15 protein-coding genes are annotated in these 12914 nt (G+C 57.5%); 5 read left to right on the forward strand and 10 right to left on the reverse strand.

All coding sequences use genetic code 11. From position 1 onward, the window contains the following. Positions 1-16 precede the first annotated feature (16 nt). Positions 17-1090, reverse strand: coding sequence for an alkene reductase (locus tag ACM66T_RS05475; protein WP_231021024.1), 1074 nt, complete (start codon positions 1088-1090; stop codon positions 17-19). A gap of 118 nt (positions 1091-1208) precedes the next feature. Further along, the gene (locus tag ACM66T_RS05480) at positions 1209-2126 is read right to left on the reverse strand and encodes a DUF3137 domain-containing protein (RefSeq protein WP_231021025.1); all 918 of its coding nucleotides are present in this window, start codon (positions 2124-2126) and stop codon (positions 1209-1211) included. A 186-nt stretch (positions 2127-2312) separates the two neighbouring features. Between ACM66T_RS05480 and ACM66T_RS05485 the strand changes: the two genes are divergently transcribed. After that, complete coding sequence (locus ACM66T_RS05485) at positions 2313-2951, forward strand: hypothetical protein (protein ID WP_231021026.1); 639 nt, start codon at positions 2313-2315, stop codon at positions 2949-2951. A gap of 51 nt (positions 2952-3002) precedes the next feature. Here ACM66T_RS05485 and ACM66T_RS05490 read toward each other — a convergent pair whose 3' ends face one another. Next, on the reverse strand, positions 3003-3545 hold the full coding sequence (locus tag ACM66T_RS05490; protein WP_231021027.1) for an ester cyclase: 543 nt from the start codon (positions 3543-3545) through the stop codon (positions 3003-3005). A 237-nt stretch (positions 3546-3782) separates the two neighbouring features. Between ACM66T_RS05490 and ACM66T_RS05495 the strand changes: the two genes are divergently transcribed. Beyond that, positions 3783-4979 carry an amidohydrolase family protein gene (locus ACM66T_RS05495; protein WP_231021028.1) on the forward strand — a complete coding sequence of 399 codons (1197 nt, stop codon included), beginning with the start codon at positions 3783-3785 and terminating at the stop codon, positions 4977-4979. Positions 4980-5121: 142 nt separating this feature from the next. On the opposite strand, the gene ACM66T_RS05500 is transcribed toward ACM66T_RS05495, so the two are convergent. Further along, positions 5122-5532: a DUF3617 domain-containing protein gene (locus ACM66T_RS05500; protein ID WP_231021029.1), complete on the reverse strand. Its 411-nt coding sequence runs from the start codon at positions 5530-5532 to the stop codon at positions 5122-5124. A 185-nt stretch (positions 5533-5717) separates the two neighbouring features. On the opposite strand from ACM66T_RS05500, the gene ACM66T_RS05505 reads away from it, so the two are divergent. Next, a complete protein-coding gene (locus tag ACM66T_RS05505; RefSeq protein ID WP_231021030.1) occupies positions 5718-6773 on the forward strand; it encodes a hypothetical protein in 1056 nt (351 codons plus the stop codon). Positions 6774-6808: 35 nt separating this feature from the next. Here ACM66T_RS05505 and ACM66T_RS05510 read toward each other — a convergent pair whose 3' ends face one another. Further along, complete coding sequence (locus ACM66T_RS05510) at positions 6809-7111, reverse strand: monooxygenase (RefSeq protein WP_231021031.1); 303 nt, start codon at positions 7109-7111, stop codon at positions 6809-6811. Between the two features lie 85 nt (positions 7112-7196). Between ACM66T_RS05510 and ACM66T_RS05515 the strand changes: the two genes are divergently transcribed. Further along, entirely contained in the window at positions 7197-7637 is a 441-nt protein-coding gene (locus ACM66T_RS05515; RefSeq protein ID WP_231021032.1) for a MarR family winged helix-turn-helix transcriptional regulator, read from the forward strand. Between the two features lie 33 nt (positions 7638-7670). Here the strand turns inward: ACM66T_RS05515 and ACM66T_RS05520 are convergent, their stop codons facing one another. Continuing rightward, a complete protein-coding gene (locus tag ACM66T_RS05520) occupies positions 7671-9749 on the reverse strand; it encodes a fibronectin type III domain-containing protein (protein ID WP_416768852.1) in 2079 nt (692 codons plus the stop codon). Positions 9750-10019: 270 nt separating this feature from the next. Between ACM66T_RS05520 and ACM66T_RS05525 the strand changes: the two genes are divergently transcribed. Next, positions 10020-10367 (forward strand): TraR/DksA family transcriptional regulator, encoded by a 348-nt coding sequence (locus tag ACM66T_RS05525; protein WP_416768853.1) that lies wholly within the window; start codon positions 10020-10022, stop codon positions 10365-10367. Between the two features lie 9 nt (positions 10368-10376). Here the strand turns inward: ACM66T_RS05525 and ACM66T_RS05530 are convergent, their stop codons facing one another. The 4 genes from ACM66T_RS05530 to ACM66T_RS05545 all read right to left on the reverse strand — a co-directional run bounded on the left by ACM66T_RS05530 (position 10377) and on the right by ACM66T_RS05545 (position 12868). Further along, positions 10377-11189 carry a sulfite exporter TauE/SafE family protein gene (locus ACM66T_RS05530; RefSeq protein WP_231021035.1) on the reverse strand — a complete coding sequence of 271 codons (813 nt, stop codon included), beginning with the start codon at positions 11187-11189 and terminating at the stop codon, positions 10377-10379. A 165-nt stretch (positions 11190-11354) separates the two neighbouring features. Beyond that, complete coding sequence (locus ACM66T_RS05535; protein WP_231021036.1) at positions 11355-11780, reverse strand: GNAT family N-acetyltransferase; 426 nt, start codon at positions 11778-11780, stop codon at positions 11355-11357. 8 nt (positions 11781-11788) lie between these two features. After that, complete coding sequence (locus ACM66T_RS05540; protein ID WP_231021037.1) at positions 11789-12412, reverse strand: NAD(P)H-dependent oxidoreductase; 624 nt, start codon at positions 12410-12412, stop codon at positions 11789-11791. 3 nt (positions 12413-12415) lie between these two features. Next, a complete protein-coding gene (locus ACM66T_RS05545; RefSeq protein WP_231021038.1) occupies positions 12416-12868 on the reverse strand; it encodes a DMT family transporter in 453 nt (150 codons plus the stop codon). Positions 12869-12914: the final 46 nt, after the last annotated feature.

Here is a 12914-nt window from a genome sequence, read left to right on the forward strand (position 1 = left end):
ACGCGCTGCTGCTGCGCTATCCGAGTGTCGGGTAATCCAGGTAGCCCTTTTCGTCCTGGGTATAGAAGGTGTCCGGGTCCGGTTCGTTCAGCGGCGCGTCGGCCTTGAAGCGCTCCGGCAGGTCGGGGTTGGCGATGTAGAGCAGCCCGTAAGCGACGGCGTCGGCGAGGCCGTCGGCGATGATGGCATTTCCTCTTGCTTTGTCATAGCCGCCGCAGGTGATAAGCACACCTTTGTAGGCATCGCGCAGGGCGGCGAGCTCGACGACGTTCGCCCCGTGGCGGATATCTCCTTCGAGGGCATCGACAATATGCACGTACGCCAGATGATGTTCGCTCAGACGGTGCAGCACATGGGTGAAAAGCGTTTTGGGGTCGGAGTCGCTCATGTCGTTGAAAGTCCCGCTGGGAGAGAGCCGTACCCCTGTGCGGTCGGCGCCGATGGCGGCGCTGACGCCTTCAACGATTTCGAGCAGGAAGCGACTGCGGTTTTCGACGGAACCGCCGTAGGCGTCTTTGCGCCTGTTCGTGCCGTCGCGCAGGAACTGGTCGATGAGATAGCCGTTGGCGCCGTGGATCTCCACACCGTCAAACCCGGCGGCAACGGCGTTTTTTGCCCCGTCGACATACTGGGCGACGATCTCTGGGATCTCCGCAGTCTCCAGCGGGCGCGGGGTGACATAGTCCTGCATCCCCTCGAAGGTGAAGGTCTGTCCCGCCGGTTTGACCGCTGAAGGGGCGAGGGGAAGCTCGCCGCCCAGGAAAGAGGGGTGGGAGATGCGGCCCACGTGCCACAGCTGCAGATAGATCTTCCCGCCCTTATCATGCACGGCCTGCGTCACCTGTTTCCATGACGCCGTCTGTTCGGGCGTATAGATGCCCGGCGTCGCGGGGTAGCCCATCCCCATCGGGGAGACCATGGTTGCTTCGCTGATGATGAGGCCGGCGGAGGCCCGCTGGGCATAGTAGTTGGCCATCATGGCGTTGGCCCGGTGCTCCTCTACGCTCCGGCAGCGGGTCAGCGGTGCCATGACAATGCGATTGTTAAGGGTGATGTTTCCGACGTTCAGCGGTGAAAAGAGATCCATCATAGTGCTCCTGTGTGGGTGATGGGCCATTATTTCACGACGGCCGTAACAGCAATCTTAAAATCCGGGGACAGTTCTCGGGTATCAGATACGATAATGAGAGGGTGCAGGAGATGCGTGTCTAGAGGCGGTGGTGATGATGGATCGCTTTGATGGCTTCGCGCGCGAAATTGAGCGCATTGATGCTCTGTTTCAGATCGTTGAACGTCCACGAAAAAGGTTGGAAGAAACCGCCGTTGAGCACGGCGATGTAGATGGTGTCCCCGACGAAAGCGATGCGGGGGAAGACGCGGTACTCTCTGATGAGTTCTTCGAGTTTTTCCATCACCGTATGCGACAGCAGAAAATTAGCTTCGATGGGATCGCTTCCGTGGACGACATACTCTTTTTCAAAGCCGCTGCTGTCGAGGCGTATTCTTTCAAGCCCCCGGTACATCGCCTTGGGCTGCAGCCCGCTTCCGAGAAAACCGAGGTGCTTCTCTGCGAGGTCGAAGGAGACGATCGTCGTGCCCTCTACCGGTCGGCGGGCCGCCGTCATGCCGAACAGGCCGCCTAATACCGGCACCTTCTCCCCCGCTTCGTGATGTTCGAGCATGACATGAGACATCCGCACCGGGAGACCGTCGTTGTCGTAGGTCAGCAGGTTGTTGGCTTCATAGGTCTTGGCCGGGAAATCATCCGCCAGTTTCGACGCGAGGATGTCGCGGTAGGCGATGCCCCCGTAGGGGTTGTACTTCAGCGCGGGGTCGATCGCCCGGAGCAGCGGGGCAACGGCGAGACGCTGGAAGCTCTTGAGCGTCCGCCGTCTTCTACCGGGTTTTCGCCTGGTGGCAAGTATGCTGTATATCAGCGCGAAAAAGAGAAGAACCAGTACGGCGATCTTAGGCATACCCGCGAGGAGCAGGACCCCTGTCACCGCAAAAAGAGAGGTAAAGAGTACGGCTTTGAGCGTGCCGTTTAGAGGGATGGTCCGTTCAGGGGGAATATGCGGCTGGATCTGTAGTTCGAAGACCTGTTCCAGTTCAGCCAATGTCTTCAAACCGCCGCTCCTCTGTACCGATCTAAACAAGATCTTTTGTAGGAGATTATATCGAAGGTCCGCCGCACCGCTCTGCGGAACATACTGCTTTGGCGGAATCGCTATCATGACGCCATACGAACGGGCGGTACCGAAGGCGGCGGGGTATAATAGAGCAGAACAGCTGCAAGCGGAAGGAAAGAGCCTATGAACCTCGACAAACTCAAAACGGCCGAAGCGGAATTCTTCGCGATGTACCCCGGCGGTTTCGGGGATGAAGCGCTTCTCCCCGTTGTCAAACGGCATCACAGCGCGGCGATCGGCCGACAGGTCGAAACACTTTTTGCCGAAAACGCCTTCGGGCAGCCTGACGAAGTGTGCGACAACTTCGCGAAGATCGTCTCCAAATCCTCCATGATCTCCTTTTTCGAGAAACCGCGCGTGCGCGACATGGTCAAACAGATGAGCCCGGAGCAGAAAGATATGCTCTCCATCGCGCTGTACGAACTGCTGCACGGTAACGAAAAAGAGGGCTTTGAGGGGCTTGTTGAGGTGTTGTCGTATTACAAGCTGGCGAAATGGTCTCTGGTCTCCATGCTGCCGTACTATTACAACCGCCGCAAGGCGTTCTTCATCAAGCCGACGACGACCAAGAACATCCTCAAACACTTCGAAATAGGGGAGCTGGTGTACAAACCGCGCCCGGCGTACGCCTTTTATAAAGGCTATTCAAAAGTGCTCAACGAGATGAAAAAGCGGGTGGACCCTTCACTGGGAAAAGACAATGCAGCGTTTACCGGTTTTTTGATGATGGCGATGGGAACAGAGGAGCGAAGGCGCGGATGAACGGCTCCGCCCCGGGGGAAACATTATGCGACCCCATGATGCCCTCCGGCGCTATTGCCCCAGTCCGATCTGCCGCATGAACTCCTGATTGTCCCAAAAGAGGTACTCCTCGTCCATCGTTCCTTTGTCCGTCCAGTGGCCGAACGTCGACATGGTCAGTTTGAACGATTTTCCGGTCGGTTGAATGAACTTGCCTTCTCCGATGGGCATCGGACGTGTGAAGGTACCTTGGATGACGCCGATGACGGCCGTCCACTCTCCCTGCGCGACTTTGATCGGGTGGGTTTCGATCCGGGTATCCGGGGCCCACACGAACATACCTTTCAGGTCTTCAATGTGAATGCCGATCCCTTTCGTCGTCCGTCCGTCGGGCCAGTGGACGACAATGCCCTTCGCATGGCTGCGGGAGAGCTCGTCCCATTTCTGGCCGCTGTAGACGTTGAAGTCCAGGTCGTCGAAATTGGCCAGGTTGGCCGCAATGCGCTCCTGGTCTTTTTCGCAGGCGACGCCCGGCTGCACTTTTGCACAGCCGCCGAGACCGGCAGCGAACGCCGCCAGCACCGATAATGCGCAAATTTTCATGATCGTTTTCATGGGGAATCCTTCCTCCTCCTCTTCTGCAGTCTGTGCTGCCGATGATCCGTGCCGCGCTCCGAATCCCGGGGGGAGTAACGGGAGCGCGGCACATGCCTGATCCATCCATTATGAGGCATCTGCATTGAGAAGATAGTGATTGATTTTTCTTATATTTTCTTTTTAAGTGTTCCGCTTGGCAAGGTCACAGCGTTGCAGCGTGCACGCCACTTGCATACGACGCGTAAAGGAGTTGCCGTGATCATTAAAGCCAGCGTTCTCTACGACGGCCGTACGCGCCGGGAAGCATGTTATGTCCATATCGAGGGCACACAGATCAAAGCCGTGACGGACAGTGCGGAACGGTACGATTTCGAAGGGATCGTTACTCCCGCCTTTGTCGATCCGCATTCCCATATCGGGATGTTCCGTGAAGGCGAACCCTCTTCAGAGGCCGAAGGTAACGACATGACCGACCAGATCCAGCCGTTGAACGAGCCCCTGCAGAGCATCTATATGGATGATCCGGCGTTTACCTATGCCATCGATTTCGGCGTGCTCTACAGCTGCATCGTCCCCGGCAGCGGCAACGTCATCGGCGGGAAGACGACCGTCATCCGCCATTTTGCGCCGAATGTCGACGGCGCGCTGGTCAAACACTTGGGATACAAGATGGCGCTGGGCTACAACCCGACATCGACGCGGCAGTGGAAAGGAACACGTCCCAATACGCGTATGGGGGTCAATGCCCTCCTCGAAGAGCGTTTCGATACATTGCTGGCCCGGGAGAAAAAAGCGCGTACCGCCCGCGATATCGCTCTGCTGGAGCTGGACGAAAGCGCTGAGGGAGAGCTCCTTGCCCTCAAACGGGAGCAGATCGAGGCGGACTACCATGCCGCTTTCACGGCGACGGAACACGCGCTGCTGGACCTGCTTCAGGGGAACAAACTCGTCAAGATCCACGTTCACAAAGAGGACGATGCGCTCTATCTGATCGAGTTGGTCAAAAAGTACGGGCTGCGCGCCAGCGCGGAGCACTGCATGGATATTCATCACCGCCATATCTTCGAAGCCCTCGATGCGGCGGGAATCCCCGTCGTCTTTGGACCGTTGGGAAGCGTCGGGTATAAAACCGAGCTCAAACACGCCTCGTATAAGAACGTCTCCGAGCTGGTCGGGGCAAAGGTGCCGATGGCGGTCATGAGCGATCATCCCGTCATCCATGCACACACCCTGCGCGATGCGTCGCAATACTTCATGATCGCCGGTCTCGATGCGACGGATGCGATCAATCTTCTTACCCGGGAAAATGCCCGTGCCATTGAAATGGACGCGGAGCTCGGCACCATCGAGCCGGGCAAATGGGCCTCGCTGCTGTTATGGGACCGTGAGCCGATGATGCTCGGCGCCATCCCCCGCGTCGTCATCGGCGAAGGGCGTGTCCTGCGGCAATAGGTACTCGGCAAAACCTATCGATGTACCGTTGGCAAAACGCGGATGGATAATGCTCACATAGAGAGGCTTGTGCCAATGTCGGGCGGAAGATTGGGGGGATCAACCCGTTCCCACACGAGGATTCGGGAACGGGTCTGGAGGGTTATTCGCAGGGGCCGAGGTATTTGCCCGTCATCGTCGTCGTCATCGTCATGGCGCCCATACCCGTATCGGTATGCATGTTCATTTTTCCCTGGAAGCTTTCATCCGTATAGGTGATTGTGCCGTCCCCTTTGGAATGGTTGCATTCGATGCGCCAGGATACGGTGTTGCCGTCAATCTTCTGTTCCAAGACTTTACAGCCGTCATTGTCGTTTTGCTGTACCGGAACGCGATCTTTCGCGCTCATGCACTGCTCAAAGGTCGTTGCGGGGATCTGCATCGCCATTCCCTGCATTTCCGTTTGGCTGGTGATGGACCATTTTCCCTCTTTGAAGTCCGGTCCTGCCGGTTCCGAAGAGCAGGCGCTGAAGAGGAACCCGGAGCAGATTAAAGCGGTAAGTACCGATCGCATAAAATATCCTTGTACATTAATTTGAGGGCCATTGTAATATATTATTGTGATATTCGCAAACCAAACGTCATGGGGTGTATCAATGTGTAATGTTGTTAAGGTTGCTTGCGTTAGGGTTATTACATACAGGTAGGTCGGTGCCGCGTCGCACCCGCCTGTCAACTCACGTCAACAAAAGGATTCCTATGCAAAAAATAAAATGGGCGCTGATAGCCATAATGCTGCTGGCGGTCGCCAATTCGGCCGGAGCAGCCGGCAACGAGAATGGAGGCCTTTTCCACAAAAAAGTCCAGTTGTACAACGGAAAGCGCAGTGATCCGTACACAGTGTTCTACCCCATCGAGATCACCGAACCGGGACGGGTGACGTTTGAGATCAAGGTGACGAACTACACGCATGAACAGGTCGATCAGCAAAAACGGCACTCCCCGTTCCGCTGGTATTTTGTCGATTCGCGTTTTCTTGACGGCAAACAGCCGATGAAAAAGAGCACGTTCCAGGAGTGGGCGCAAAAAGCGAACAAATACAATCCCGTCGAGTACATTGCCGGTGATGAGATCCGTGGCGTCTACAGAAGCCTCAAAAACCTCTCCGACTCCATCTTCGGCAAGAAGAAAAAGAAAAAGCTTCCGGCGTACTACCGCCGCGGCAACGCCCATGTTACGCTCGCCGACGGCCGGTCGACGCCGCCGCACTACGATATTGACCAGATGGAGCTGATGGAGACGCAGGGGATGTACTTCATTGTCCTGGACAACTACGATACGCAGCTGGCACCGGAGTTCGAGGTGAAGATCTCCTACCCCGGAAAACAGCAGTATGTCGACGAGGCCCTCCGGCCCAAACCGATGGACCTCGGTATCCTCCAGATGGGGCAGCGCAGGGGAAGCGGGAAACTCTATGTGACGCTTCAGAACTTCGGAGAGGGTGTTATCCCCGACGAGGTGTATGCGCGCAAAGGCAAGAGTGCACTGTCGCTGCTGCTGACGGTTGACGGCAGATCGTGGGGCGGTGTGACCCTGGCCGGTCTCGATGAGCGCAAGCGGCTGGCGCAACCCGGCGGCAAGGTGACCTACACCTTTGAAAACCTTGCTTTGAAAGACGGGATGAAAATCACGGCTGCGCTGAATATGCCGCGTTTCGAGGATACAAACCGCCGCAATAACCGTATGAATACGACGGTCAGCGTCGAAAAAGAGCTCAAACCGGTGATGCAGCCCCGCCCGATGAAGGCCCAGTAGGCAGAGAGAGAAGTGATGTCCCGGACCGGCAGCGCTTAAAGCGGCGCGCGGTCTATTCTGCTCAGCACATCGTTGGTCCGGAAGATAACGGAGCGGATGTGTTGGATACCGAACGAGGTCAGGCGTGCCTCGTGCTTTTCAAGATAGCGGCGTGCGTCCGCTTCATTGTCGAAGAGGTAGATCCCCCCGGCGGTTTTGTCGGCTTCGGACTCGGTCCAGATCTTCCAGACCAGACCTTTCTCCTGTGCGATGTCTTCCGCGAGGCCGCGCATCGCTTCGCTCATCTCCGCTCCGAACGGTCCTTCATACGGAAAATCGACTTGAAGCATAAAATTCATGGTACTCCCTTTTTGATTGTTGAAGCCTGCAGACAGGTTGGCGGAAGTATAATCAACCCATCAATTTTTGTCAACTAGGTTTACAATGTCCTTCTGTTTCAGCGCACTTCAATCCAGTACCATCTTCAACCGCATCATTCTCAGGGCCGTTCAGCACGAAGGTTTTACGGAGCTGACCCCCGCACTGCTCGGCATCTTCGCGCATCTGTCTGAAAGGGACGGGATGAGTGTCAGTGCGCTGGCCGTGGCGCTGGGGAGCACGCGCCAGGCGGCGCATAAACATGTCGGGAAACTGGCGTCGTCGGGCTACATCGAACTGCAGACGCGTCCGGACAACCGGAAAGAGAAGGTCGTCATGTTGACGCCGCGGGGCGAAGTGCTGGTGAATGTGGCCCTGAAAGTGATCGCCGACACCGAGGCGGAAATGGGCCGCTTCCTGGGGCGGGATGTGTTCGAGCAGTACCTGAAGAACCAGGAAGCGCTTTTACATTTTCTGGAGGCGTTGGAGCGGGGGGAAGGGACTTAAAGCCCCGGCACCTGAGAAGGGCTTCTGCCGCCTTTAAGGGTTGTTGCGTACGATCGTGCCGTCGGCGCCGACCATGACGATATCGGCACCGTTGACAATCACGTCGTAAAAGGTCTTGTACGCCTCATGATAGGTCTTCTCCCAGGTGATACCGTCGGCAGAAGTGAGGATCATGCCTGCCTCCCCGACAGCGACGAACTGCGCACCGGTCCAAGCGACGGCGTAGAGGTTGTAGTAGATATATTGTGATTCCGTCGGATAGCGCAATGTCCAGGTCGTACCGTTGTCGTCCGAGGTGATCACGGTGCTGTCCAGACCGACAGCGACATAGCGGCCGTTGCCCTTGGTGACGCCGTAGAGCGTTTTACTGCTGTTAGTGTCACGCGATGTCCACGATCCCGTGCTTGCGTCCGGGGATGTGGCGACGGTCCCGCTGTTGCCGACCGCCAAGAACTGGCTGCCGTCCCAGAAAAGGTCACGGTAAAAGGCATTGTCGGTCAGGACCCAGTCTGGCTCATTGCTGCTGTCGTAACTCACGCCGTCCCAGGTTTGGGTGTATGCTCCGACACGCACGAATTGGCTGCCGTCCCAGACGACCGCGTAATGGGTGGTCGTCGCCCCGGACCAGTCATCGGTCCAGGTGATGAGGTCGTCCGTATAGAGGCCGTAGGTCTGTCCGACGGCGACGTACTGGGTGCCGTTATAGGCGATAGCATGGGTATAGTATTGGTCATCGCCGATATACCGAAACTGCAAGCTGTCCGCGCTGTCGCCGACGGCCATGCGTCCCCAGGCGCCGACGGCGATATAGCGGCTGCCGTCGTATGTCACTCCTCTGAGGTCGGAACCGCTCGCGGCGAGTTGCCAATCAAGACCGTTGGCGGAGGAAAGGACCGTTCCCTGCTCGCCGACGGCTGCAAAGCGTGTGCCGGTCCAGGTAATGTCACGCAGGCTCAGCTGATAATAATAGGGATCGTGGTCCGGGAACTGCCGTGCCCAGGTGGTGCCGTCGGGGGACGTATAGATCGTGTTGGACGATCCGATCATCACGAAGACGTTTGCCGTACCGCCGCCCCAGACGACCTTCTCCCCGCCGATACTGCTGTTGACCTCGTTCCAGGTGTTGCCGTCGGCCGACGTGAGGACCGTGCCGTACCCGATGGCGACAAAGGTGCTGCCGTTCCAGGCAATGTCTTCTATCGTGTCGCTGACGGCCGGGGTCGTTTCGCTGTTCCAGTCGACTCCGTTTGACGAAGTGAGGATTGTCCCCTGGGCACCGAGGGCATAAAAGCGGCTGTCCATCCAGGCCGCCCCGGCGAGGTTTTCCGCCGTCGGTACGGAAGCAACGGGTGTCCAGCTCGTCCCGTCCGCCGATGTGGCGATGTAGCCGGAGTCGCCGACGGCGATATAGAGGGAAAGGGAAGAGGACCAAGCGAGCGCGTTGACGTTTACGGAGCTGTTGGCTTCTACATAGGACAGCGACCATGTAATGCCATCGGTGGAGGTGTGGAACCAGTCGCTGTCGACGGCGAGGAAGCGTCCGTTGCCGTAGACGACGTCGTCGGCACCGTCAAAAGCGAAACCGGATGTCTTGGTCTGTGTCCAGTCGATACCGTCGGATGATGTGAACACCGACGTCGGGTCGCCGAAATGTTCGGCGACGGCGACCAGCTCGCTGCCGGTCCAGACAACGTTGGAGAGTTCATCGGATGTGCCCGAGCGCACGGTGACCCAGGGGGAGGGGGCGGCCGTCTCCGTGGTAGCACATACCGCTGCAGACTGCGGGGAGATGTTGGCCTCGTCGTCGATGGCCGTAACGGTGAAGCAGTACTGTGTAGCCTCAGCGAGTCCTGTCGCCGCATAGGAGGTCGAATAGGCCATGCCGAGGCCTCCTCCCCACTCAATTTTATAGCCGACGACCGTACCGTCGTCGGTGGAAGCGTTCCAGCTCAGGTCGAGTTGTGAGGTCGAGACGACCTGGATACTGAGGCCGGTTGGCGTTGTTGGTATGGTACTGTCGGACGGCGTGTCCGAACCACCTCCACCGCACCCGCTGAAAACGAGGGAGAGGGATAACAATGCTGCCGAAAGGCCGAAGGTGCTGGAACTCATTCTGATAAGACTCCTTTAGCAACGAACCGTAAAACACCCGTGATGAGAGAGATGAGGGACATAGTTCCCGAAGTCGTCGGGTGTTAACAAAATTGTGTGATGTCGGTTTCTGTTATTATGTGTATTTCTTTGAGAATGTTATCAGCTCTAACGTGAAATCTTCTTGAGAGCGCAGTCGCATTGCGGAACCAGCCGACCAAACTTGTTTTTCCCCTTAATCAATCTTTTACATTGGTACGAATAAGATAGTAAAAAAGAGGAGAAGAAGCAATGAAAAAAAAGCATCTAGAAACGTTTGAAACAACGCTGTTGGCGATGAAATCGGAGCTGGAATCGAGCATCGCGCGTCTTCTCGAGGAGAATGACGCCGTGACCACGACGGACGACGGTGTCGATATGCAGGACGAAGTCGCGCTGGAAAACGAGAGCCGGAACGAAACGGCGCTGATCCAACAGCAGCGGCATGAGCTCGATGAGGTCAATCACGCCCTGGCAAAGATCAAAAACGGGACCTACGGCGTCTGCGAGGCGAGCGGCGACAAGATCCCCCTTGAGCGGCTGCAGGCGATCCCGCATGCCCGATACCGTATCGAGGAGCAGCGCGAAGCGGAACTGTAGCGCTGGGCTTCACGCCGACTGTGTCGAATTTTTTTGCTGATGAGAGAAGATCTTGTATGCCGAGAGCATCAGGACCACCGCCAGCAGGAGGACCAGCATGTCCCCGGGAACAACCCCGAGCAGAGCCGAACCGGCGGCGGCGCCGGCAATGGACCCGACGGCCAGGGCGATGAAGAGCCGCCGCTCTTCGCGCAAGACGATAAAGGCCTGGCTCTGGCTGTACCGTGCAAAACCGACGATCATCGTCGGCAGGCTGATCGCGAGTGAGAGGCTGCCGGCCAGTTTGATGTCGACGCCGTAAAGCAGGACGATCACGGGGATGAGCAGCTCGCCTCCCGCCACACCGAGCATCGATGCGACGACACCGATGCCGAATCCTGCCGCTACGCCCGCAATCATCTGTGCCAGCGGGGCATCAAAAAGCGCCCCGTTCTCTCCCTGGAGGAACCAGTGCTCTCCTATCAGGACGGTAGCGAGAAATAGCAGGAGTGCGAGCACGATGCGGTCGAGCGTGCGCTCGCTGATCCTCATCGCAATGCCGGCAGCGATCCAGGCGCCCGCCAGGGAGCCTGCGAGAAGGTTGAGCATGATGCTTTTGTACTCCCACAGCTGATCAAAAGGGATTTCAGAAGCGCGGAAGAGCAGTGCGAAAAAGACGACGATGAGCGATGTCGCCTTGTTAAGGATAACGGCCTTGAGCGTGTCGAGCCGGAACAGCCCCTTGAGTACAGGCAGCCGGAATTCCGCGCCGCCCAGCCCGATCAGCCCCGCCAGTGTCGCGACAGCGCCCCCGGCGGCGAATCCCTGGAGGAGACGTTTCATACTGCGCTACATCTTTCGTACGGTTGGATTGACATCAATGCCCTTGGTATATTTGCAGGTATTGTAGCAGACGCTTATCAAAATACCCATTGAATTGCACCTATTTAAACGCAAAAGATTTAATTGTCTGTGAAAAACTTGATGCCGCCATACGGGAGGAGGCTTTTATTCCAGCAGTCCCCACGCGATCGCCTGCTCCCGGTTTTCAAAAACCGCCATGGCCGTGCGCATGCGTCTGAAACCGAGCTTTTCGTAAAACGCCTCCTTCCCCGGATTGGCGTAGAGAATGATCTTTTTATGTCCGCGGGCGCGTTCGACGAGCGCGGAGACAATGCCTTTGCCAAGCCCCTGGCCCTGGTAGGCCGGCAGCACGGCGACATCGCAGATATAGGCGCAGTCAACGCCGTCGGCAAGTGCCCGTCCCGAGGCGACCAGAGTAGCTCCGTCGAAGACGAAACAGACGAACATGCTGTTGCTGAAGACCGTCCGAAGCGCCTCCGGGGGCTTGTCTCCCAGCGGGGCAACCCTGTAGAGATCGGAAAGCTGCTCCCAGTCAATGCCGTCGCAGGTATCGTGCCATGCAAGCTGCATAGTGTCTCCTAGTCCACAAAGGTGACGACGTCGTCGAATGCGCGGCGATGGCGATGCTCGGGACGGGAGGTGCCGTACCCCATCGGGAGCACCATCGAGACGCCAAAGGTCGCTGTATCGACCCGCAGCAGGGACATCACCGCTTCCGCGTCGAAGCCTCCGAGGGGACAGGAGTCGATGCCCAGCGCCGCCGCGGCGTTCATCAGGTTCATCGCCGCGAGATAGCACTGTTTGTCAGCATAATCGCCGAGCTGCCCGGGGCTCAGTGCGTCGGTATAGCCCGCATAAAAACCCTTGAGGACGTTTTCATAGAGGTCGTCCCCGTCGCGGCGCAGCAGGGGTTCGACATAACCGTCCTCGATGCGGAGCGTTTTTCTGGCGAGAATGACGATCACCGCCGAGGCCGTCCCCACCTGTTCCTGGCCGTAACAGCAGCTCTGAAGCTGCCGTTTCAGCGGGTCAGAGGTGACGACCAGGAACTGCCACGGTTCGATGCCGAAGGAGGAGGGGCTGAGACGCCCGGCCTCGAGAATGTAGTCCAGCTCATCAGCGGCGATCGTTTTATGCTCGCGAAACTGTCGGGCGGCATGCCGGAATTGCAGAATGTCCAGGTAGTGTGCTTTTATATGCATAGATTATCCTTCATAGGTGATGAGTGCGACGCCGGAGAGCATGATCGCGAGTCCGGCGAGCTTTTTGTACGTAATGGCCTCCATGGGCAGACCGAACCAGCCGAACGCGCCGGCGATCATGACGAAAACCATCTGGCCGCTCAAGCCGAAGGTGAACATCTTTGAGATGCCGATCTTCGGAATAATGTAGTAATACAGGGCGATGCCGATAACGCTGAAAAATCCCCCGGCAACCCAGAGGTAAAGGGGCACGCTGCCGCCTCCTTTCGGAAGCGACAGTTGCGCCGGATTGCCCATGAGGTAGAGCAGCGCAAAGAGCGTGCTGACCGTGTAGGCAATCAGCGTTGCGAGAAACGGGTTTTTCAGCATGACGCCCAGCTGCGCATTGAAACCGCCTTGCACCGCCAGGGCAATCCCGGCTGCGAATGCAGTGAGGTAGAGTGTCATCGCATACATCGGCGTACCGCGTCATGCGTGCGCGTCCATCTGCTGTGTACCGCGT

The organism is Sulfurimonas sp. ST-25 (assembly GCF_048079205.1).
Classification (GTDB): domain Bacteria; phylum Campylobacterota; class Campylobacteria; order Campylobacterales; family Sulfurimonadaceae; genus Thiomicrolovo; species Thiomicrolovo sulfuroxydans.

Excerpts from the sequence above, each read along its gene's own strand:
- ACM66T_RS05490 (WP_231021027.1), bottom strand. The coding sequence starts at position 3,545 with ATGAAAACGATCATGAAAATTTGCGCATTATCGGTGCTGGCGGCGTTC.
- ACM66T_RS05505 (WP_231021030.1), top strand. The coding sequence starts at position 5,718 with ATGCAAAAAATAAAATGGGCGCTGATAGCCATAATGCTGCTGGCGGTC.
- ACM66T_RS05530 (WP_231021035.1), bottom strand. The coding sequence starts at position 11,189 with ATGAAACGTCTCCTCCAGGGATTCGCCGCCGGGGGCGCTGTCGCGACA.
- ACM66T_RS05540 (WP_231021037.1), bottom strand. The coding sequence starts at position 12,412 with ATGCATATAAAAGCACACTACCTGGACATTCTGCAATTCCGGCATGCC.
- ACM66T_RS05475 (WP_231021024.1), bottom strand. The coding sequence starts at position 1,090 with ATGATGGATCTCTTTTCACCGCTGAACGTCGGAAACATCACCCTTAAC.
- ACM66T_RS05485 (WP_231021026.1), top strand. The coding sequence starts at position 2,313 with ATGAACCTCGACAAACTCAAAACGGCCGAAGCGGAATTCTTCGCGATG.
- ACM66T_RS05510 (WP_231021031.1), bottom strand. The coding sequence starts at position 7,111 with ATGAATTTTATGCTTCAAGTCGATTTTCCGTATGAAGGACCGTTCGGA.
- ACM66T_RS05520 (WP_416768852.1), bottom strand. The coding sequence starts at position 9,749 with ATGAGTTCCAGCACCTTCGGCCTTTCGGCAGCATTGTTATCCCTCTCC.
- ACM66T_RS05515 (WP_231021032.1), top strand. The coding sequence starts at position 7,197 with ATGTCCTTCTGTTTCAGCGCACTTCAATCCAGTACCATCTTCAACCGC.
- ACM66T_RS05545 (WP_231021038.1), bottom strand. The coding sequence starts at position 12,868 with ATGTATGCGATGACACTCTACCTCACTGCATTCGCAGCCGGGATTGCC.
- ACM66T_RS05500 (WP_231021029.1), bottom strand. The coding sequence starts at position 5,532 with ATGCGATCGGTACTTACCGCTTTAATCTGCTCCGGGTTCCTCTTCAGC.
- ACM66T_RS05535 (WP_231021036.1), bottom strand. The coding sequence starts at position 11,780 with ATGCAGCTTGCATGGCACGATACCTGCGACGGCATTGACTGGGAGCAG.
- ACM66T_RS05525 (WP_416768853.1), top strand. The coding sequence starts at position 10,020 with ATGAAAAAAAAGCATCTAGAAACGTTTGAAACAACGCTGTTGGCGATG.